General features: G+C 66.6%; 18 protein-coding genes and 2 pseudogenes. 12 read left to right on the top strand and 8 right to left on the bottom strand.

Annotated features, from left to right (window positions below; translation table 11 throughout):
• Positions 1 to 325: 325 nt before the first annotated feature.
• Positions 326 to 523 carry a hypothetical protein gene (locus ACZ4Z1_RS09865; protein ID WP_468486065.1) on the top strand — a complete coding sequence of 66 codons (198 nt, stop codon included), beginning with the start codon at positions 326 to 328 and terminating at the stop codon, positions 521 to 523.
• 531 nt (positions 524 to 1,054) lie between these two features.
• On the opposite strand, the gene ACZ4Z1_RS09860 is transcribed toward ACZ4Z1_RS09865, so the two are convergent.
• Positions 1,055 to 1,264, bottom strand: coding sequence for a hypothetical protein (locus tag ACZ4Z1_RS09860; protein WP_468486064.1), 210 nt, complete (start codon positions 1,262 to 1,264; stop codon positions 1,055 to 1,057).
• A gap of 242 nt (positions 1,265 to 1,506) precedes the next feature.
• On the opposite strand from ACZ4Z1_RS09860, the gene ACZ4Z1_RS09855 reads away from it, so the two are divergent.
• The 5 genes from ACZ4Z1_RS09855 (at position 1,507) to ACZ4Z1_RS09835 (ending at position 6,780) form a co-directional block, all read left to right on the top strand.
• Positions 1,507 to 2,271, top strand: coding sequence for a response regulator (locus ACZ4Z1_RS09855; protein WP_468486063.1), 765 nt, complete (start codon positions 1,507 to 1,509; stop codon positions 2,269 to 2,271).
• 135 nt (positions 2,272 to 2,406) lie between these two features.
• Positions 2,407 to 2,604, top strand: coding sequence for a hypothetical protein (locus tag ACZ4Z1_RS09850; protein ID WP_468486062.1), 198 nt, complete (start codon positions 2,407 to 2,409; stop codon positions 2,602 to 2,604).
• Positions 2,605 to 2,669: 65 nt separating this feature from the next.
• Complete coding sequence (locus ACZ4Z1_RS09845; protein WP_468486061.1) at positions 2,670 to 4,814, top strand: peptidase domain-containing ABC transporter; 2,145 nt, start codon at positions 2,670 to 2,672, stop codon at positions 4,812 to 4,814.
• Positions 4,801 to 6,111, top strand: a complete 1,311-nt coding sequence (locus ACZ4Z1_RS09840; RefSeq protein WP_468486060.1) for a glycosyltransferase — start codon at positions 4,801 to 4,803, stop codon at positions 6,109 to 6,111. Before ACZ4Z1_RS09845 ends, ACZ4Z1_RS09840 begins: the two co-directional genes overlap by 14 nt.
• Positions 6,112 to 6,387: 276 nt before the next feature.
• Positions 6,388 to 6,780: a hypothetical protein gene (locus tag ACZ4Z1_RS09835; protein WP_468486059.1), complete on the top strand. Its 393-nt coding sequence runs from the start codon at positions 6,388 to 6,390 to the stop codon at positions 6,778 to 6,780.
• 275 nt (positions 6,781 to 7,055) lie between these two features.
• On the opposite strand, the gene ACZ4Z1_RS09830 is transcribed toward ACZ4Z1_RS09835, so the two are convergent.
• The 5 genes and pseudogenes from ACZ4Z1_RS09830 to ACZ4Z1_RS09810 form a co-directional block, all read right to left on the bottom strand.
• On the bottom strand, positions 7,056 to 8,471 hold the full coding sequence (locus ACZ4Z1_RS09830; protein WP_468486058.1) for a phosphatidylinositol-specific phospholipase C domain-containing protein: 1,416 nt from the start codon (positions 8,469 to 8,471) through the stop codon (positions 7,056 to 7,058).
• Between the two features lie 434 nt (positions 8,472 to 8,905).
• A pseudogene (locus ACZ4Z1_RS09825) lies at positions 8,906 to 9,472 on the bottom strand (IS5 family transposase); the annotation flags it as partial.
• Positions 9,473 to 9,628: 156 nt separating this feature from the next.
• Positions 9,629 to 10,462, bottom strand: coding sequence for a transposase family protein (locus ACZ4Z1_RS09820; protein WP_468486057.1), 834 nt, complete (start codon positions 10,460 to 10,462; stop codon positions 9,629 to 9,631).
• A 69-nt stretch (positions 10,463 to 10,531) separates the two neighbouring features.
• Positions 10,532 to 10,987 carry a hypothetical protein gene (locus ACZ4Z1_RS09815; RefSeq protein WP_468486056.1) on the bottom strand — a complete coding sequence of 152 codons (456 nt, stop codon included), beginning with the start codon at positions 10,985 to 10,987 and terminating at the stop codon, positions 10,532 to 10,534.
• Between the two features lie 163 nt (positions 10,988 to 11,150).
• Positions 11,151 to 11,585, bottom strand: a complete 435-nt coding sequence (locus ACZ4Z1_RS09810; protein ID WP_030942118.1) for an Rrf2 family transcriptional regulator — start codon at positions 11,583 to 11,585, stop codon at positions 11,151 to 11,153.
• Between the two features lie 128 nt (positions 11,586 to 11,713).
• On the opposite strand from ACZ4Z1_RS09810, the gene ACZ4Z1_RS09805 reads away from it, so the two are divergent.
• From ACZ4Z1_RS09805 to ACZ4Z1_RS09785, 5 genes and pseudogenes are all read left to right on the top strand, one after another.
• Positions 11,714 to 12,463, top strand: coding sequence for an SDR family NAD(P)-dependent oxidoreductase (locus ACZ4Z1_RS09805; protein WP_468486055.1), 750 nt, complete (start codon positions 11,714 to 11,716; stop codon positions 12,461 to 12,463).
• 792 nt (positions 12,464 to 13,255) lie between these two features.
• Positions 13,256 to 13,681, top strand: a complete 426-nt coding sequence (locus ACZ4Z1_RS09800) for a YjdF family protein (RefSeq protein WP_468486054.1) — start codon at positions 13,256 to 13,258, stop codon at positions 13,679 to 13,681.
• 818 nt (positions 13,682 to 14,499) lie between these two features.
• Positions 14,500 to 14,637, top strand: a pseudogene (locus tag ACZ4Z1_RS09795) (tautomerase family protein); the annotation flags it as partial.
• Between the two features lie 502 nt (positions 14,638 to 15,139).
• Entirely contained in the window at positions 15,140 to 16,321 is a 1,182-nt protein-coding gene (locus ACZ4Z1_RS09790) for an acyltransferase family protein (protein ID WP_468486053.1), read from the top strand.
• Positions 16,322 to 16,423: 102 nt separating this feature from the next.
• Complete coding sequence (locus ACZ4Z1_RS09785) at positions 16,424 to 17,434, top strand: pirin family protein (RefSeq protein WP_468486052.1); 1,011 nt, start codon at positions 16,424 to 16,426, stop codon at positions 17,432 to 17,434.
• Positions 17,435 to 17,612: 178 nt separating this feature from the next.
• Here ACZ4Z1_RS09785 and ACZ4Z1_RS09780 read toward each other — a convergent pair whose 3' ends face one another.
• Complete coding sequence (locus ACZ4Z1_RS09780; RefSeq protein ID WP_468486051.1) at positions 17,613 to 18,038, bottom strand: hypothetical protein; 426 nt, start codon at positions 18,036 to 18,038, stop codon at positions 17,613 to 17,615.
• A 92-nt stretch (positions 18,039 to 18,130) separates the two neighbouring features.
• Positions 18,131 to 18,391, bottom strand: coding sequence for a Sec-independent protein translocase subunit TatA (gene tatA, locus ACZ4Z1_RS09775; RefSeq protein WP_468486050.1), 261 nt, complete (start codon positions 18,389 to 18,391; stop codon positions 18,131 to 18,133).
• A 145-nt stretch (positions 18,392 to 18,536) separates the two neighbouring features.
• Here tatA and ACZ4Z1_RS09770 point away from each other — a divergent pair, with 145 nt between their 5' ends.
• Positions 18,537 to 20,123 (top strand): LCP family protein, encoded by a 1,587-nt coding sequence (locus ACZ4Z1_RS09770; protein ID WP_468486049.1) that lies wholly within the window; start codon positions 18,537 to 18,539, stop codon positions 20,121 to 20,123.

Below are 20,123 nucleotides of genomic sequence, written 5' to 3'. Positions count from 1 at the left end.
CAGCAGCCCGGCGGCCGCGGTCAGCGGCAGTAGGGCACGGGGAACGGACGGCGTACGGATCACGGCAGCGACTCCTGGAACAACGGGAGGTGACAGGCCAACCGGAAGTCGGCCCCAACACCCCCACACCGTCCCGGTTACGCCCGTCTGCACCCCTTTTCTCCGTGATGTCCATCACGTGGCGGTGCCGGTCGGCCACGGCCCCGCGATCGGCCGGCCACGCCCTCTCGGCCGACGCCTGCGGGCCGGGCCGGCACGCCTCGCCGCGGCCCTCCGCTGCTTCAAACGCTTGGTCCGTCCCCCACATAGGACACGGTCTTACAAGGTGATGCGCGACGTCATCGCCGACGCGGCGCGGAGCAACGACCGGGACCTGTTGTCCCTGGTGGGCGAGGTACCGGAGATCTCGGTCGAGCCCGACGAGGGGACGCACGCCCGCGACGACTGCCTCGCATCCATCGACCGGTTCCTCGCGGACAAGCTCCCCGAGGTAACAGGAACGCCCGGTGTGGGTAATCACTAGTTTCGAGGCCCGACCCAGCCATGCGACGCGACTACGCACGGTGATTGGCGGGCTCCGGGGCGGCGGGCCGAAAATCGCCCTACCGCGGCCCGATCAACACGTGCCGCCACGCCGGATCGCCAAAGCGGCCGTACCGATGGACTGTTCTCGGTACGGCCGCCATGGAAAGTGCTGGTTCAGCAGGGGGGTGCGCAGGCGCAAAGCGCGAGGCGCAAACCGTCACCTCTCGGCCTCCCGACATCACCGAGCCCGCTGTCTGCGCACGGGCCATCGAGGCGGAAACGGAAGGGTTGAGGGACATGCCGACCAACCGCGGAGGAGAGAGCCGGCCTTCTCCCGCATCGATGCGGGTCGGCGCAGACCAGCGCAGACCGGTGCGGATAGACACGGATCGATGCGGATAGACACGGATCGATGCGGATCGGCGCGGAACGGTGCGGGTCGGGGCGGTTCGATGCGGCGAGCCCTCCGTAGAGGCCCTTACCGCACACATGACTACGAACTTGGCAAAGTAGCGAGCGTCTGGTCAGCTCACGTCACGTCAATCCACCCTGTCGACGACACGGTGATGTTCGCTATCCCCCGGTAGGCCCGCCGCTTCCACAGCGTGCTTCCTTCGCCGTACTCCGGCAGCGCCGCTCGCGCTTCGTCCTCGCTGTCGAAGACGTACTCCTTGCCGCCGGCCGTCCGGATCTTCCACTCATCCATCGGCATGCCAGCAAGTCCCGGACCCATCACCACGTTTGGCCTCCTTCTGATTGCCCAGCGCACGGCACTGAGAGCTTCGACGGATACCGAAAACCCTACAGGGGTGACGCGTCGAGAAGTCCCCGCCGACCGGTGGGCACCCCCGCCGATCGGCGGGGGTGCATTAAATTGACCAGAAATTTAATAAAACATTCAACCGCGCGCTTGGGAAACTGTTTACCCACTCCCGCATAAAATGGCAGAGACCTTAGCAAAACTGACACGGGGAGAAAAACATGGTGGGCGCCAGAGGCCGGACATGCCCAAATTCCTTGCGGACTCTCATCGTCGATGACGAGCCACTGATGCGACTGAGTCTCCAAAATTTCTTGGACGCATCCGATGGTATAGACGTCGTGGCAACATGCTCGGGGCCCGAAGCGCTCGCAGCTGTGGCGGCACACCGCCCCGATGTCGTGCTCCTGGACATTGAGATGCAGGGTCTTGACGGTATGTCCGTGCTGCGTCAGATCGCATCGGTCAAAGACTCCCTGAAAATTATTGTGCTCACGAAAACCCGCAAAGAAGATGACGTGTCTCTCGCTCTCTTCCTCGGAGCGACGGGTTATCTTTTGAAAGACACCGCTCCGGAACAACTGGTCCAAGACATCCGGAGCCTCACCGCAGAGCGACGACCCCTGGCATCACCGGTCGCGACTGCCGTAATCAACGGGTACCTCGCGCGCTGCCGAACCAACGAGGCAGCCGCGATGGTCGGGATTCTGTCGCCGCGGGAACGTTATGCGCTGTCCCTCCTGGGCAGGGGACTGACCAACTTGCAGATAGCCCGTCGTATGGGTGTCGCACCGAGTACCGCCAAGGACCACGTCAGTGCACTGCTTGCCAAACTCGGCAACCTCAACCGCGTGCAAGCGGCGGTCATAGCGGATAGGGCAGGTATCACCGCCTGGTCTCCCGACCGCGACGCACATCAAGCGGTTGAGCCCGTGCGTAAGCAACGGCCAGTTCCGGCGACCGCAACGAATCTTGCGTACGTATAAGCCCTCCGCTGCCGGGCGGCAACCCCGCCGAACGGCGGGTGTGGCCACCACAGTACGGATTGCAGCACCCTCCGGCCAGAGCGGATGATCTTGTCGTTCAGAAATTCCAACTGCTCCGGAAGGAACTGAGAGACAATGAGTCTTGCCCAGCTGCGTTCCATGCACTTTCCCGCGCTCAGCGAGGTTGAGGGTCAGCAGGCAGACGGTGAGGGTCGTCGCCTGAGCAAGGCGCAGTGCGCCGAGCTCTACGCGCTGAGCTTCACCAGCGTGGTCATTTCGTGCGGCGGCACCCCCACGGACTACCTGAAGATGTACAACCAGTTCTGCCGCTAGCACTTTTTGATTCGGCCCTGGCTTCTGCGGAAGCCAGGGCCGAACCTGTGGGCGAAAGGTAGGAAATGAAGAAGTTCCGACGATTTCATACGAGCCAAACGGGCGATACGGACTGCGGGCCGGCGTGCGTCAGGACGGTCCTCAGGCGTCACGGCAAACTGATCGACGTGGCAGTCCTCAGCGAGTCGGTTGGCCTTGGACGTCGGGGCTCCTCTTTGCTGCGCCTGCAGCACGTCTTGGCTGACTACGGAATCGACTCCGAGCTTTTCCGGCTGGACATCGGGCAACTCGCCCAAGCCGTGCATACGGCCGGACCGGCCATCGTACGAGTACAGGTCATGAGCCAACCGCACTTCGTGGTGGTCCATGCCGAACGCGATGGGCACTTCGCGATAAGTGACCCGCTGCTGTCGGCGCCCACCAAAATGAGTGCGGACGCCTTGGCAGAGATATTCACCGGACACGCGCTCGTCACTGATACGCCTGCTGCCGGGCTGAGCCTGCGCAGCAGGTTCAACGAACTTCGCTCGCAGCAAGTCGTATGGCCGCTGGTCCGCAGCCGGTGGCCTGCCCTGACCGCGATTCTCGCACTCACCGCGCTGGTCTCGGGAGCTTCGCTGCTGACCAGCATTTTTCTTCAAGTAGCGGTTGACCGTGTCGTGCGTGATGCTTCCATGCATTCGATCAACTTGCTGACGGCCACAGTTGCAGGAATTCTTGTCCTGGTCGGCGTCGCTCAATATGCGCGCGGCCGACTGGCGGTCTCTCTGGGCCAGGCTCTGCAGCGCCAACTTTCCGAGACCTACGTCCGCAAGTTGTTGCGGTTGCCGACGGCCTTCCACAACAACCGGCGAGTCGGCGACCTGGTGAGTCGTCTCGATGACGTACAAGAGATCCAGACGCTCGTTTCCACCTCCACGGTTCAGGCCTCGATGGACGTCGGGGTGGTGCTGGGGGTGGGCGCGTATCTGGCCCTGACCAATAAGTACATCCTCGCCGTTCTGCTCCTGTCTGCGGCAGTGAATCTCCTCACCTCGCGACTGCTGTTCTCGCCCATCAGGACAGCTTCCGAGGAAGCTCTACAGCGAGATGCCACTCTCAAAGCGGAGCTGTTCAACCTCGTACACCACTACGAACAAGTGGTGTCCTACGCCAAGCGAGATTTCGCGCTGGGCAGGATCCGCGAACGCCTGGAACGCAGAATCTCCGCCGAGACCCGCTTGGGAAGGCTCGGCAACCTGGGCTCCGTAGTGATGACCGTCAACCTCGGCCTCACGACGGTGCTCACCACTTGGGTGTGTCTCAGGCTCGCTCTTTCCGGGATACTGACAGTCGGACAGATTTTCGCCTCGGTCTCTCTGGCCGGCTACTTCCTGTCGTCTGCAAACTCGATCGCCGCTCTCCAAGTAACACTCCAGCGCCTCTTCGCCGCCGTTGGCCGTTATCGCGAAATCATCAATCAGAACGAGGACCCTCGCCTGGCGCCGACCGAGCCCTCAACCACGGAAACTCCTCTCAGCGCCGAGCCCACGCACATCGAGGTGGGTGGCTTGAGCGTCACTTACCCGACCTCCTCGCGTCCGGCGGTGAAGGAGCTCCAACTCTCCATCGAACCGGCTTCCACGACGCTGATCGTCGGCGCCAACGGCCAAGGGAAAAGCACAGCCCTCAAGGCAATCGCAGGCTTCTTCTCCGAATACCACGGGACCGTCACGGTCAACGGCCGGGACAGCAGGCAGCTACGGGAGAACGAACTCAGGGACCGCGTCCTCTACCTCAGCGACAGCCCACTGCTGATCACAGCCACACTCCGGGAGAACCTGACCCTGGGCAGGCCGGCAGAGGACGAAGCCATCGAACTGGCCTGCAAAATCGCGTGCTTCGACGAGGTGATACGCGATCTACCGGGCGGTCTGTCTTGGGGAGTGCGAGAGGACGGAAGCGGCCTCTCCCGCGGACAGATGCAACGCCTGGCATTGGCCAGAGCAGTGCTGCACGCTCCGGACGTCTACCTGCTTGACGAAGCGTTCAGCGGAATCGACCGAGGCACTGTGCACAGGATCTGGAGCAACCTCGCTTCGCTTCCCGCTTCGAAGGTAGTGGTGTCCCATACAGATGCCGCCGACCTCACCTTCGACCACATCGTCCAGATCGGCAGCCCTGCCCAGAACCCGATAGTCATGGAAGGCGCCGGCAATGCGCTTCGCTGAAGTATTGGTCGCGTCTCATAGCCGTGACACCACAACGACTCCTTGGGACGAGGACCTGCGCCTCGTCTACGACGTCTCTCACCGTCTGGCGGACGTACCCGCCGCCGGCTTCCCACCCTCTTCCTCGGCGGTGCTGTCACCGCGCATCACCGCGGTGATACTCACCTGCGATGAGGAGGAAAGGGTCGGCCGGTGCATCGACGCCATGGCTGCCGACGTCGACGAGGTCCTCGTCATCGACTCGGGATCGCGGGACGGCACCTTGCAGGTGGTGCGGGATTCGAGCGTTCCCACGCGCATAGTCGAGAGCCCGTGGCAAAACGACTTCGCGAGACAGCGGAACCTGGCCTTCGACCACGTAACGGACGGCTGGGTCGTAATGGTCGATGCCGACGAAGAGTTGGCACCTGCGTCCGTCGGGGCACTTCGCCGTTGCCTGGCAGCGCTGGACCTCGTGCTGCCCGACGTCGACCTGGCGGTCTGCCCCGAGATCGCGGATGTCGACGACCAAGGCGGTATTTACAGCGATCTGCCACGAGCCCTTCGAGCGACAACGTCTCTCCGCTACAAGGGCCGGATCCACGAGCGCCCCTACGACCTAGAGGGAAACTGCTCCCTGACAGCCCGCGCCTCTGTCCGCTTCACACACTACGGCTACCAACCAGAGGTGATCGAGGCCAAGAAGAAGCTCCAACGGCACAACAATCTCCTCGAACTGTGCCGCGAAGACGAGCCCCATAACCCCAAGTGGGCCTACTACCACGCTCGGGAACAGCTGGTCGAAGACCTCACTCCGGCACGCGCACGCGAACTGTTCGACCTGCTCTCGGAATCCCTGACGCACTGCCCATCCGACGCTTCGGACTACGTCGCAGAGCGGCTGCAAGACAGCTGGGCCCTGCTCTGCGAGCTCGCCCTTCGCTTCGGCGGCGCCAACGAGATCAGCCACTGTGCGGGGCTGCTCCGCAGCGTCGACCGGCATGTCGAGGCCACGTACTTCGAAACGGTAGTAGCCGCGAGCCAGACGCTGAGCCGTCTCTCACAGCTGGCGGACTCGGCGGCTGCTGCTTCAGCGAAAGGCGGCAGGTCCACACCTCGGGACGCAGGCCGCCTACACGAGCTGTACGGCTTGCTGGCACTCGCGAGCGGCCGCTACGACGAGGCTCGCACCGCCCTCGACCAGGCACAGGCACGGGGCGCGGGCACACGCCTGTCCGCCGAGATCGCCAGCCTGCGAACAATGCTCTCCCACCTCGACGCCGACCCCCCACAGGTGCCGACGAAGCAGGTCCCATAGACACAGGGCACCCCGCCTCACCACAGCAAAAAGCCCCAGGCCACCACCGGCGACCACGGCGAGTTGATCGCGCACCGACTCCGGTATGCCCGTACCACACCAACGAGCGTCGGATCAGGAAGCAACACGTAGATTCTCTGCGAGCCCTAACTGACCATTTCAGGATGAACTTCAGCTTGGTCGAGTGACCATTTCCGCGAGTATCCGTGAGGTCACTTGGGGGGAGAAGCGGCCGAACACGCTTCTCGATGTTCGCCGGGCCCTACAGTCGCGCGGGTGAGTTACCTGAGCCTGTTGCGGCAGCGTCCGGTCCTGGTGTTGTGGCTCGCCGAGACGCTGTCCGTCTTCGGCGACCGCTTCTTCACCCTCGCGCTGGCGTGGACGGCCTGGCAGCGCTCCGGCGCGGTCGCCATGGGGCTGGTGGTGGTCGAGTCGGAGGCGATGGAAGCGTACGCGCGATGGGTACGCGAAGTGGACGCGGCACTGGCCGAAGCCGAAGCGCTCGATCGAGTGGGGGCCGATGACAGCGGTGTGGACGCGCTGAGCCGAATAGCTGGAAGCGCTGCCGCATACCCGCGCGAAGCAGACGCCGGCCGCGACGCGGAAAGCCAAGCAGCTCTAAACGGAGCCTTGAAGGCCGCACGCGCGGCAGCACAGCGTCTGGGCTGATCTTCCGAAGGCGCGTTCCGGTTTGTACGGCGCTCCAGGCTAGGTTCTGTCTGATGGGTCGCAGACGGTCTGCAACATGGATCGTTCTCGGCTGTATGAGGCCAGGGGGCTTATCGGATGCGGAGCAGGCCCAACTGGGGCCTCACTCGCCGAGGCTTCTGGAGTGCCTGTTCGCTGGTCAGCCTGGGAGGCTGCTACTGACCAGCGAACAGTATGGGTGCCCAGGTGGCGTCGGCGATACCGTTCTCGGGCGCGTCACACTCGGTAGGAATCGGTTATGAGTCAGTCCACATGTACGTGCTGCGGATGCCTGTGGAGCCGTCTGCTTGTGAGGCGAGGGTGAAGCTCTGGCCTGTGTGTCCTGCGTAGGGTTCGGCGCTCAGCGAGCCAGTGTTGGAGATCGTCAGGACACGGTCGTAGTACTTGTTGCGGATGCCGAAGGAGCCGTCATTTTGGGGGACGATGCTGAAACTCTGGTCCTGGGTGCCTGTGTAGGACCGGACGGAAACCGCGCCGCCACTGGTGATTCCCAGTACGGAATTGAAGTAGACGCTGCGGATTCCGTAGGAGCCGTCATTCTGCGGGGCGAGGGTGAAGCTCTGCCCCGCGCCGCCGTCGTACGGCCTGCTGGTCACCGCGGTGCCGCTCATGTCCAGTGCGATGGGGTACCTGCCGGTCCTGTTCATCTTGACGACAGCGGTTGTCACGGCGCTGTGATGGTCGATGAAGTCCATCGCGACCACGCCCAGGCGCCTGCCGGAGGAGTACAGGCGGTTGACCTCCGAGAGGGTGTAGGGGTTCAGGTCCCGCGCATAGCCCCATGGCGTGACCCCGTACTGCGGGCCGCTGTTGGCGCCGGTGTAGTTCATGAAAATCTTCGACCTGGATGATCCGGCGTTGACCGCCTTGGTCAGGTGGTTGTGGACGAGCTGCTTCTTGTACGCGATGGTCGGCCGGTCCCAGACGTCCTGGGTGTCGAACAGGGAGCTGGAGCCCAGGCTCAGCCCGCCGATATAGGGATCGCGGGTCATGACCACGATCTTGCCGCGGACTTGCCCGAGGGTAGGGATGCTCGTCGCGACATGGAGCCACGGCCGCCATTGCGAATAGTTGTTTTCGAAAACCCAGCGAAATTCTGCCTCCGGCACATTGGATTTGGTCTGCGAGAGCCGCATCAGGACCGTCTCGCCGGGGTGGGCCGACATGAAGGCCACGCATTGCTGCAGGGCGTTGCCGAACATCATCTTCTGGTAGACGTCGCCGTGGTGGACGGCGAAGCTGCGCCCCGAGCCGCTGCCCACCACGCGGCAGCGGACGTCGACGAACCGGACACCGGCGTTGAGCTGCTGGAGAATGTTCCAGCGTTGGCAGGTGGCGTACCCGAACGACCACGTGTCGTGCAGCGAACAGGACTGATGCGTCCCTGGAATCGACATGTCGGTCAGGCTGACATTGCTGGGGACCCCCGCCATCCAGTCGGACAGCGGCATGACCTGCCCGGCGTCGGCGGGTGCGGTCTCGCCGGCCCACAGTTCCTGTGACTTCTCCTGTGAGAGTTCCTCGGCCGGTGCCGGCGGCGGAGCGGGCTCTTCTCCGTACTCGGCAAGCTCGGCATCCCCTTGGTCTGTGGAAAGCTCCGGCAGCAGCTCCGCAGTGAGGTCCTTGGTGCCTTCGACGGGTGTCTCGCTCATCGTGGCCCTCTTCTCGTGTGGGGGAGATGGGTACCGGGCGCACTTGCCGCTCGTCCGGCGCGATGAGCAGCCGAAGTACTGGGCCCGGTCGCGTCATCTGTGGCGAGAGCGTGCAAGGTGGCGCAGGGTGCGCAGGCCAACCAGGGACTGGGGATGGAAGGCGCCTGACGCGCCAGCGACCATTCGGACTCGTTCTGGTCTGTCATACGTCCGTGCTGTGCTCGTCCGGGAGCGCCACGGGGTCTCCTCGGATCAGCGGAGGAGCCCGCGATGTCCGGAGAACGGTACGGAAACCAAGGCGTCGGATGCACTCTGACACCAGTACAACGCTTCGGGTAGCCGCTTATCCAGCCATGCCCGCGCCCAGAGGTGTGACGACTCCTGGCGCCGGGGCATCTGCTCCATCGGTCATGACCGGGGGACTGCCGGGTGGCTCACGTTCGTAGCCACAGACGCATCGCTGCGACGGTGACAGTGCCCTGGAATACGTACGCTTTCTTGTCGTACCTGGTTGCTACGGCTCGGAAGTACTTGAGGGCGTTGACGCATCGCTCGACTTCGTTCCTGCGTGCATACAACTCCCGGTTGAAGCCAGCGGGCCTGCCGCCTGCGCTGCCACGCTTGCGGCGGTGGGCCCGCTGGTCGCGGCGCTCGGGAATGATGTGGCGGGCCTGACGTCGTCGCAGGTAACAACGGTTGCAGCGCGACGAATACGCCTTGTCGGCGCTCAGGCAGTCGGGACGGGTACGCGGATGCCCGCCGGCCGGTCTCGGCACGCGCAGCCGTCCCAGAACAGGGACCATCTGTGGGCCGTCGCCCCACTGTCCCAGGGTGACCAGCAGGGCAAGAGGCCGTCGGCCGCCCTCACTGGCAAGGTGGATCTTCGTCGCCAGGCCGCCCCGGGAACGTCCCAGGGCCTCATCCGGGCGGTGCCACGCGGGGCGGGCTCGCTTGCCGGGGACCCGCGGTGTCGTGGAGGTGGTTTTCACCGGCACCCACTCCGGCGCGCTGGTCCACCCACAGGGCGGACGCATCGCGCCCACCGGCAGGACACTGAGCCTCCGCCACCTCGAAGGCGCAGGTCAAAGGGCTGGTGTGACCGGCTCTGGGGGTACTCACGCTGGTCGTCGGTGGCAGTCTGCGGAGTAGATCGCCCGTCAGCGGCTGACTTCGAGGTTTGTCAGAACAAGCAGGGCGCGCAGGAGGTGGGTGGCGCGAGCGGGATTGGTGCGGAGCTCGGTGAGGATCCGCCAGTTCTTGAGGTGGGCGAAGCCGTGTTCGACCGGTGCGCGGCCGACGGCGATGACGCGGTTGGCGGTCTTCTGGCCGGGGGCGAGCTTGTGGGTGCGGCTGGCGTGGAAGCCGGTGACGATCACGGGATCGCGTACGTCGCTGTCCAGGCCGCGGAAGCCGAGGTCCGCCAGGGCCCCGAGGCCGGCGGCGCGCAGGTGGACCAGGACATGATCCTGGCGGGCGGCGGTGTTGTCGTGGGTGCGGCCGGGCCGGGCGGCGGATATCCAGATCAGCCGACCCCTCTCGTCGGTCAGGGCGAGGAAGTGCAGGCCGTGATGGTGGTGTTTGCCGAAGTAGTTTCGCCGGTCGGCCTTTCCGGTGCGGCGCTGGGTGGCGATGAGGGTGCCGTCGATCAAGACCGCCTCCCCGCCCTGCCTGGCGACCTTCTTCAGGGCGCGGTCCAGGCGCGGCGCCTGGGCTGCGAGCAGGGTGATCAGTTCGTCGCGCCAGCGGCGGACGGTGGACTCGGACACGTTGTTTCCGCCGGCCATGTCGGCCAGGCGCTGATCGTGGCGCAGCACGGCCAGGACGATCACCGCGATCTTCCCGGGCGGCAGGATCCGCCACCTGGACCGGATCACTTTCAGGTGACGTCGCAGCAGATCGGCGAGGTGGTTGACGGTGCGCGAGGACAGCGGCAAACGGCACTGGTAGACAAGCGGGCAGGTGTCCTCGGCGTGCTTTTTGGTTTTCGTCACACAATTCCAACGGCCGCCGGGGGCACCCCGGTTACGCCCGCGCCGCGCTGCCGCAGACGGCAGATCAGGTCACAGGCGGGTGGTGAACCGGCCGTCGGGTAGTTTGCGTAGCCAGCCGCGATCGACGAGTCTGACCAGCTTCCCACGCAGCGGCTTCAGCTTGGCCCGCACGCTGACGTCGATTCCCAGCGCGTCGCCGACCTGCCGGGCCTTGACCGGACCGGCGGCCTGCCGCACGGCGGCGAGAATGCGCTGGTAGTCCGGCGGAAGGGTGGTCTCCTCCACGCCTGAGGTGCGGTGCGGGATCAGCATCACCGTACGTCCGCCCACCTGCCCGGGCACCGGCGCGACAGAGGCGCGCTCGTCGGTGAGCTGTTCGCTCATCCGCTCAAGGACCCGCTCTGCGACGGCGAGCTCGTCCCGCTCGGCCCGCACCTCCGCCGGCTGCTTGGTCAGCTGTTCTTCGAGTTCGTCCAGCTCCGCGCGCCGCGCGGTGATCCGTTCCAGCAGCTCGGGATCCAGCATGCGCCGGATCCTAGAAGGCCACCCGGTCACGGTGAGTGCGAACCGACAAGCTGGTCCTGGATCGAGAGATGGCGCAACCGTCTTTGGCGTGACTGGTTGCCAGGCTATTCACTGGCTTGGGCATCGATGGGGATCTTGGTGATGTCAGGGCGTAACGGGGAGGCTAGCGAGGTGCCGCGAGTACGTCCCGGAGTACGTTCTCGAGCGTGACGCGGGCCAGCTCGTGTCTCAGGGTCTCCTCGATGCCCTCGTAGATGCCCTGCATAGCCGGCTGGATGCCGTAACCCACCACGCATCCCTGGTCCGGGGTGGTGCGGTGCATCGCGAACAGCGGGCCGGGTTCCACTGCCTCGTACACGTCGAGCAGGGTCATCGACTCCAGCTCGCGCGCCAGCGACCAGCCCGCGCCCACGCCCCGCCGGGACTCCACGAGCCCGGCCCTGCGCAGCTCGCCGAGCAGCCGCCTGATCACGACGGGGTTGGTGTTCGCGCTGGTCGCGATCTGCTCGGAGGTGGCGACCTCATGGCCTTGGCGCTGGTAGAGACCGATCCAGGCCAGCGCGTGGGCGGCAATGGTCAACCTGCTGTTGGCACTCATGAACTCCTCCTCCCGGCCGCAACGCTTTATGTTACGACAGCACAGTCGTAACAGTGAAGGTTGCAACAGCTAGTCGTAACAATTAGCGTTGCGACTGCCAGGGAGAGTCAATCAACGAGGTGAGAAGAATGAGCAAGCCACTCATGGGCAAGGTCGCCCTGGTCACCGGGGGGTCGCGCGGACTGGGAGCCGCGACCGTACGGCTGCTGGCCGAGCAGGGCGCCGACGTCGCCTTCACCTACGTCAGCTCCGAGAAGCAGGCGCAGGCCGTCGTCGACGAGGTGCACGGCAAGGGAGCCAAGGCCGTCGCCTTCCAGTCCGACCAGGCGGACACGAGCCGGGCGCCGGCGCTGATCGACGACGTGGTCGCGCACTTCGGCGGCCTGGACATCCTCGTCAACAACGCGGCGATCTCCGTGGCTGGCGCGGTGGACGACTCGGACGCCGACACCGCCGCCCTGGACCGGATGCACGCCACCAACTACCTCGGCGTGATCGCCGTCATCCGGGCCGCCTCCCGAGTGCTGCGCACGGGCGGCCGCATCATCACGGTGAGTTCCGGACTGGGCTCCCGGGTCGGCGCCCCCGGTCTTGCCGACTACTCGGCGACCAAGTCCGGGATCGAGAGGTACACCATGGGCGTCGCACGCGACCTCGGGCCCCGGAACATCACGGCCAACGTCGTGGAGGCCGGACTGATGGAGGGTGGCATGCAACCGCCGGACCCCGAGACCCTCAAGGCCCTGGTCAGCTCGCTGTCCCTGCAACGCATGGGGCACCCCGACGAGATCGCCGCGGCGATCGCCTTCCTGGCGAGCCCCGCCGCGTCGTACGTCACGGGCGCGGTGCTGGACGCCCACGGCGGCTACAACGCCTGAACCCGAACCCCTGCCGCGCGCCCCGAAGGACATCGCGCCTTCGGGACGCGCACCGCCGACGACCCGCGACAAGGCGTACGACTCGAAGGCTGTGCGCGGTGAGCTGCGACGCCGCTGTATCCAGGCGCTGATCTCCCGCAAGGGCTCCCCGAACATCAAGGGCCTGGGCAAGCTCCGCTAGTCGCCGAGCAGATCGCCTTGCTCCACCAGTTCAGACGCCGCGTGGTCCGCTGGGAACGACGTATCGAACTCCACGATGCCTTCGTCTCGTTGGCTTGCAGCCTCATCTGCTCCACACGCCTCAAGAAGACCGGATCGTGATCGCGTTACGAGCTCTGAGGAGAGCGGCTCCTGACGAACGTTCTTCTCCGCGGCCTGCCGCCCACGACCAGAGTGAGCCCCCGAGTACGGGTCACACCAGCCCTTCGACCTGCGCCTTCAAGTTGGTGGAGGCTCACTGCGCTGGACGGCCATGGCCAAGGTGACGGTGGCGGACGGACAAATCACGTCCTGGAGCGCCGTGTTCGACCGTCTTTCCATGCTGGAACAGGTCAGCTGACCTCTGCGTTCCCTATCGGAAACCGCGCGATTGCCCTTGGTGGCCCCACGCCCGACCGATACCCTGGCGACGGAGCAGGAGCGTACGAAAACACGGTCCGGTAGGTAGTCCGGACGCCGCTTTGCCCGGCAGAGCGGTCAGTAACCTCCCTCCCAGGGTGTCCGGTCCGCCCCTGCTCCCCGTGCCGCCGCACCATACGGCACGTCAAGGAACGACAACCATGGGAGGCGTCTGTGCCGAGCACGTTCACCGTGTTCTTCGAGGATCCGTTCCGGGTCGGTGTACTGGAGATCAGCGACCCGGAAGGCGTCCGTGCTGCCCGGCATGTCTTCGGCGCCGAGCCCACCGGGGCGGAATTGCTGGAGTTCTCCCTCCACGGCTACGACCGGCTGCTGGAGCAGGCGTCCGCCGCCCCGGTCGTAGAGACCGACATGGTCAGTCGGCCCCGCGTGGTGAACCCCAAGCGGCTGGCCCGAGCCGCCGCGCGCGAGCAGTCCGCCCGCCCAGTCAGCACCGCGGCGCAGGAGGCCTTGGCCCGCAGCTTCGAGGAGTCGAAGGCTGAGAGCAAGGCTGCGGCCAAGCGTCGCCGTATGGCCGAGGACGAACAGCGCCGCGCTCACGCCCGCGCCAAGGCCAAGGCCCGCCACCGGGGCCACTAACCTCGTCGCCCATGCCACGCTTTCGATACCCAGCCCGGCCCCGTCCGGCGAGGACCATCGAGAACAAGAGGTTCGCCGCATGACGGAACACTTCCGGCCGCGCATCGCGGGCCTGTCCGGTTCCCGCTCGTGCGGCACCTCCGGGGTGTGGACCCCAAAGGGGGCTCGGCCCAGCCGCTTCTTCTCGGGAAACTCGGCGGCCGACCGCCTACGGGCCCCACGTACGCCCCTCATCCTCCACCGCGGCGTACGTTCCCCGCCGGGGCAGCGACTTCGTGCCGGTTGCGGATCTAGATACCGTGAACATCACTACTGGGCGTCAGCACACGGATAACGCTGTGGCCATCTCCTGTCGGTGCCTTGCAACGCGACCGTCAGCCCTGACGTCTCCAAGTGGCACGCCCCACGGCAGCCCCGGAAGCGTTCATCGCGCTTCTGAGTCTCGTGTTGCACGTGCAACACGAGATCCGATTGAGCAGGACCGCACAGGGCTCAGCAGCATCGAATCGGCATGTATTGTCCGCTTCTCAGGCAAAACCGCAGGTGAGAAGCATCATCCTGACGGTTCAAATCCCACCGCTACCGCTTGTAACGCCCCTCTGATCTGCGGAGACGCGATCGGAGGGGTGTTTTGCGTGGTGCACATGCAGCACGGTGCCGTTACACGTGCACCACACGTGACCCGGATGGACGCCGCGCCCCTCGAAAACTTGGGCCCCTCTGTGGGACCTGGAGCTACAGATCCCACAGGAGGCTCCCCGCGAGCCTCCACCGCCGCCAACCGACGCCCCCTGCCATGGGGACGAGCCGTGTAGTGCACCACCGGCCTGTACGCGGAGATCTACGGCGAGCGGGCCCGCCCCACCACCGTCGTCCTGATCGACGAGGTCACCGACGGAGGCTGGGGCGTCGCCGGCAACGTCCTGACCGCCGCCATGCTGGACGACGACGCCTGACCTCCGCTCTCTTTACGGGGCCCGGCGCGGCGGCGCCGGGCCCCACCGTGGGCGACAGTCGGGTTCCCCGACGGCACCGACCGCTCGTTCCGCACCGGTTGCTCGCCACACCTCACCGCTACTGCTCAAAAAGAGCCGCCTCTGACCTGCGGAAGCAAGCCGGAGGCGGTCTTTTCGTCGCCGACGCATCGGGCGGTGACGCGCGGAGCGTCGATACGGCATCGACCACGATCGGCCTCCAGCCGCGCGGCGATTGTTCCCGTCCGTCCGCGAATGGTCCGACTTGCCAAAGCCGCCCCGGAACATCAATTGACGGTGCCGCGATGAACCGCACACGGCCCGTCCGCATCATCATCGTCAGGGCCGCCGGGCGGACGCGACCGGCCCTGACGGCGCTTGCCGGAAAGGCAGACGTACCGGGCGCTGGTTCTCCGTGACCTGTGCTCGTCTCCATCTGTAGACATGGAGCGCCCATGACCAGGGTGCTCAGGGGGAGTACACGATGGCCGAGCTCCGCTCGGGGAACAGGCTCGCCGCGCTCGACGGGCTGCGGCTGCTGGCCGCGTTGATGGTGGTTTTCTACCACTACGTGGCGCTTGCCCGGCCGTGGGGGCATGACACGAGCACGATCTTCCCGACCGCCCACCGGGCTGCCCAGTACGGCTGGCTCGGGGTCGAGGTGTTCTTCCTCATCAGCGGCTTCGTCATCTGCATGAGTGTGTGGGGACGCACGTTGGGTGACTTCGCCGTCTCCCGCCTCTCCCGCCTGTTTCCCGCCTACTGGGCCGGGATTCTGCTCACGACGCTGGTGCTGAAGGTGTGGCCGGAGGTCGACTCCTTCCCGGGCTGGGACCGGGTGATCAGCAACCTGTCCATGCTGCAGTCCGGCGACGACTCCCCGGATGTCGACCCGGTGTACTGGACGCTCTTCGTGGAGCTCAAGTTCTACCTGATCATGGTCGTGGTGGTGTGGTTCGGCGTCACGTACCGCAACTGCCTGATCCTGTGCGGCGTGTGGACGGCGGCCGCCGCGCTCGCCCCGGGTCTGCACACGCCCTTGCTGACCGCGTTCGCGATGCCGCAGTACGCGCCGTTCTTCATTGCGGGCGTCGCCTTCTACCTGATGCGGCGCCACCGGCCCAACGCGGTGCTGTGGGCCCTGGTCGTCGTGCAACTGCTGCTCGCCCAGCGGTACATCGATTACCGCATGGCCACGAGCCTGGGCAAAGCCGTCGCGGCCGCCCTGCCCAGCTGGCCGGCCCGGACCGTCATCATCGCGGGCTTCGCCCTGGTCGGCGCGATCGCGCTCGGGGCCTTCGACCGGATCCGGTGGAAGTGGCTCACCACCGCGGGAGCGCTCACCTACCCGCTCTACCTCCTCCACATGAACATCGGCATGACCCTCATCCACCACTTCCGTGACCGGGTGTCCGCCCCGGTCCTGGTGGCCTCGGTGACGGCGTTCATGCTGGTCGCCGCCTGGCTCGTCCACCGCTTCGTGGAACGTCCTCTCGGGAAATGGCTCCGGACGACCATGCGGAAGGGTGTCGAGGACGTCCGGCGGCACGTCGCTCCGCGGCGCAGGCGCTTCGGGCCATCTGCGGCAGCGGTACCCACCGCGCCCCGCACGACGGAGTTCGAACCGGACCCGCAGCCGCATCGCGTACCCGAGTCGGTGAGGTAGTGCGGGGCGGCTTACGATCAGCGGCACATGGTGGTTGAATCCGCAATCAATGCAATCGCCCCGTCGCGTCGCGCGGGGAGCTGTCCGGGGAAGGTCACACACGTGAGCAACGTCGAAAGGGAGCCCGCCGAGCTGCACCGCGGCCCCGTTCCCAGCCCCGGCCACAGCCCCGGCCACAGCTCCTGCCCCGCCCCCGCGGACCGGGCGCCGAGCGTCGAGATCCTCGCCCCGCGTGACGTCCCCCTGGGCGGCCACCGGGCCATGACCGTACGCCGTACGCTGCCGCAGCGGTCCCGTACGCTCATCGGCGCCTGGTGTTTCGCCGATCACTACGGGCCCGACGACGTCGCCGAGACCGGCGGCATGGACGTGGCTCCGCATCCGCACACCGGCCTGCAGACGGTGAGCTGGCTGTTCAGCGGGGAGATCGAGCACCGCGACAGCCTGGGCACCCACGCGTACGTACGGCCCGGTGAGCTGAACCTCATGACGGGCGGGTACGGGATCAGTCACTCGGAGGTCTCGACGGAGCGGACGACCGTCCTGCACGGCGTGCAGCTGTGGGTCGCGCTCCCCGGTGAACACCGGCATACGGAAGCGGACTTCCAGCACTACGTGCCCGGTCCCGTACGGGCCGGCGGGGCCATGGTCAGCGTCTTCCTGGGCACGCTCGCCGGGGTCACCTCCCCGGTACGTACGTTCACCCCGCTCCTCGGCGCCGAGATCGTCCTCGCCCCGGGAGCGACGGCCACCCTCACCGTCGACCCGGCCTTCGAGCACGGCCTGCTCGTCGACCACGGAACCGTCCGCCTGGCCGGCACGCCGCTGCGTCCGGCCGAACTCGGCCATGTCGCCCCCGGCCACGACCGCCTCACCCTGACGAACGAGTCGGACACCCCCGCACGGACGGTCCTGCTCGGCGGCACCCCTTTCGAGGAGGAGATCGTCATGTGGTGGAACTTCGTGGGCCGTTCCCAGCAGGACATCGAAGAGGCCCGGAAAGAGTGGATGACCGGCTCCCGGTTCGGCGAGGTGCGCGGTTACGAGGGCGACCGGCTGCCCGCACCGGAACTCCCCACGGTGGCTCTGAAGCCGCGCGGACGGGTGCGCTGACCGGGCAGGGCTTGCGGCGGGCGCCTTCCGCCTTCGCCGACCACGGTGGCTGTTCACGCGATGGGCTCGCGCGGGCCGCGCCGCTGCCCCATACGCGACGCCCCGGACAAGACGGCGCCCCCGCCGCACCGTCGAGTCGGCGGCGGGGGCGTCGTGGGCGCTTGGTGTTGCGCGGGGGTCAGCTGTTGCGGCGGCGGAATGCCTTGCGGATGAAGTGCACGATCAGCCAGATCACCACGATGATGACGACCAGGAAGATGATCAGCAGCACGATGAGGAAGATGCCGAGCTTCTTGAAGAAGCCCTTTTTCTTCTTCTTGTCCTTCTTCTTGTCCTTGTCCTTGGAGGCGAAGGCCGCCTTGGCGTGGTGGTGGAAGGACGCCGGAGCGGCCTCCGCCTGTGCGGCCGGCGCGCCTGCGGTCTGCTGCTGGGCGCTGTGGGTGATCGCCGGAGCGGGCGCCGCCGTGGCCGCCGCCGCGGATCCCGCGGCCCCCATCAGGCCGAGCAGCAAGGCCACGACAACTGCGGTGATCCGGCCGCTCGTTGCCCGTACGGCCCGTATGCCGCGTACGGCGTGTTCGGAAGGCTTGCGCTCGGTGCTCATCCGGTCCCGTTTCCCCTCGTGGTTGGTGCAGGGCGCGGCCCGCTGATCGCGGCGCGCGTCAACCATTATGGAACCGCCGGGCGGCCGGCCCGTCAGTGCGCGGCCGGTCCGCGGTCGGGTGCCGGGGCGTCCGCGGCCCGTACGGGTGCCGCCGCCCGCACGGCCTCCCCGGGCGTACGGCCCTGCTCGTCGCCGCCGGCGTCGTCCTTCATCGCCTTGGTCTCGCTCTTGAGGATCCGCAGCGACTTGCCGAGGGCCCGCGCCGTATCCGGCAGCTTCTTCGAGCCGAACAGCAGGATCACCACGATCGCCACGACCAGCAGGTGCCAGGGTTCCAGTCCGTTGCGCAGCATTGCCGTCCCGCCTTTCCGTACCGAGCGCCGACCACCGGCTCGGCAGCTTGTCCGCTTTATAACTTGCTACATTGCGCAACTGTACAACCAACGGGCCGGATCGTCCGTCTTCCTCGGCACAGAGCCACGCGGGTGAGGTGCACACATGACAGCAAGCAGCCACAAAGCGGTGGCCGGACGTGCCGGACAGGGCGGCAGGGGGAGCCGGGGCGGCGCCGGAGGCCGGGCCGTACGCGGCAGGCGGCGGCCCCTGCGTACGGCCGCCATCGTCGTCGTCTCGCTGCTCGTACTGATCGCCACAGGCGCCGGCTGGTTCTACTTCAAGCTCAACGGCAACATCACCACCTTCGGTGCGGAAGGCGTCAGCCCACAGCGCCCCGCCGAGGGCGCCGGCGGCCAGAACGTCCTGGTCATTGGCTCGGACTCACGGTCCGGCGACAACAGCTCGCTCGGTGGCGGGGAGGGCGACGTCGGCCGCTCGGACACCGCCTTCCTGCTGCACATATACGGCGACAGCAAGCACGCGGTCGCGGTCTCCATACCCCGGGACACCCTGGTGGAGATACCTCCGTGCCGACTGCCGAGCGGCAAGTGGACGGCGCCGCAGCACAACGCCATGTTCAACGCGGCGTTCTCGGTCGGCGAGAGCCCCCAGGGCAACCCGGCCTGCACCCAGAACACGGTGGAGAAACTGTCCGGCGTACGCGTCGACCACACCGTCGTCGTCGACTTCGAGGGCTTTTCGAAGATGACGTCCGCGGTGGGCGGCGTACCGGTCTGCCTGCCCAAGGACATCTACGAGGGCGACCTGAACCCGAACCGTCACTCCCGCGGCGAGCGGATCTTCGCGAAGGGCCCGCAGACCGTTTCCGGTCAGCAGGCGCTCGATTACGTACGCATCCGGCACGGCATCGGCGACAACTCGGACATCGGCCGTATCCAGCGTCAGCAAGCCTTCGTCGGCTCGCTGATCAAGAAGGTCAAGGAGCAGGGCTTCAACCCCACCACCCTGCTGCCGCTGGCCAACGCCGCCACCCAGTCCATGACCGTCGACCCGGGCCTGGACTCCGCCGACAAACTGCTCTCCTTCGCGATGTCCCTGAAGGACATCGACCTGCACAACACCAAGTTCGTGACGCTGCCCTGGCGCTATCAGGGCGAGCGGGTCGCGATCGTGCACCCGGAGGCGGACACGCTCTGGGCGGACATCAAGGCGGACCGGACGCTGGACGGGAAGGACGCGACGGGCCCGGGGACGGCCGGCAGCAGGGGGCCGGGTTCCCCTGGCCCATCGGTGTCCCCCACTCCGGGTACGGGAACTTCCGGTACGGACGCGAGCCCGGGTGCGGGCATCAGCGTCGCCGTCTACAACGGCACCACCGCCACCGGCCTCGCCGCCCGCGCCGCCGATCAGCTGAAGTCCGCGGGCTTCACCGTCACCGGCACGGCGACCGCGCGGGCCCAGGACCACGCGGCCACCGTGGTCGAGTACGGCGCGGGCAAGGAGGCCGAGGCGAAGGCCGTCGCCGCGCGCTTCCGCGGCGCTCAGCTGGTGCCGGCGGCCGTCTCGGGCGTCAACGTCGTGCTGGGCGCCTCGTACGCGTCCGATCCGAAGCTGGAGCCCGCTGCCGGTTCCGCCCCGGGGCCGGCCCCTTCCTCCGGGTCGTCGAAGATCACCGACAAGGCGCGCTCGGCCGACGACAACATCTGCTCGGACCTGTCCTACGGATGA

This window comes from Streptomyces sp. NPDC030165 (genome assembly GCF_055573595.1).
Note: the sequence above shows the minus strand (reverse complement) of the source record. Positions and strands in the feature narration are given on the sequence as shown.

Bases quoted from the DNA above. Each gene is read 5' to 3' on its own strand.
- ACZ4Z1_RS09845 (WP_468486061.1), top strand. From the start codon at position 2,670: ATGAAGAAGTTCCGACGATTTCATACGAGCCAAACGGGCGATACGGAC.
- ACZ4Z1_RS09770 (WP_468486049.1), top strand. From the start codon at position 18,537: ATGACAGCAAGCAGCCACAAAGCGGTGGCCGGACGTGCCGGACAGGGC.
- ACZ4Z1_RS09840 (WP_468486060.1), top strand. From the start codon at position 4,801: ATGCGCTTCGCTGAAGTATTGGTCGCGTCTCATAGCCGTGACACCACA.
- ACZ4Z1_RS09815 (WP_468486056.1), bottom strand. From the start codon at position 10,987: ATGCTGGATCCCGAGCTGCTGGAACGGATCACCGCGCGGCGCGCGGAG.
- tatA (WP_468486050.1), bottom strand. From the start codon at position 18,391: ATGCTGCGCAACGGACTGGAACCCTGGCACCTGCTGGTCGTGGCGATC.
- ACZ4Z1_RS09855 (WP_468486063.1), top strand. From the start codon at position 1,507: ATGGTGGGCGCCAGAGGCCGGACATGCCCAAATTCCTTGCGGACTCTC.
- ACZ4Z1_RS09830 (WP_468486058.1), bottom strand. From the start codon at position 8,471: ATGAGCGAGACACCCGTCGAAGGCACCAAGGACCTCACTGCGGAGCTG.
- ACZ4Z1_RS09810 (WP_030942118.1), bottom strand. From the start codon at position 11,585: ATGAGTGCCAACAGCAGGTTGACCATTGCCGCCCACGCGCTGGCCTGG.
- ACZ4Z1_RS09790 (WP_468486053.1), top strand. From the start codon at position 15,140: ATGGCCGAGCTCCGCTCGGGGAACAGGCTCGCCGCGCTCGACGGGCTG.
- ACZ4Z1_RS09780 (WP_468486051.1), bottom strand. From the start codon at position 18,038: ATGAGCACCGAGCGCAAGCCTTCCGAACACGCCGTACGCGGCATACGG.
- ACZ4Z1_RS09805 (WP_468486055.1), top strand. From the start codon at position 11,714: ATGAGCAAGCCACTCATGGGCAAGGTCGCCCTGGTCACCGGGGGGTCG.
- ACZ4Z1_RS09850 (WP_468486062.1), top strand. From the start codon at position 2,407: ATGAGTCTTGCCCAGCTGCGTTCCATGCACTTTCCCGCGCTCAGCGAG.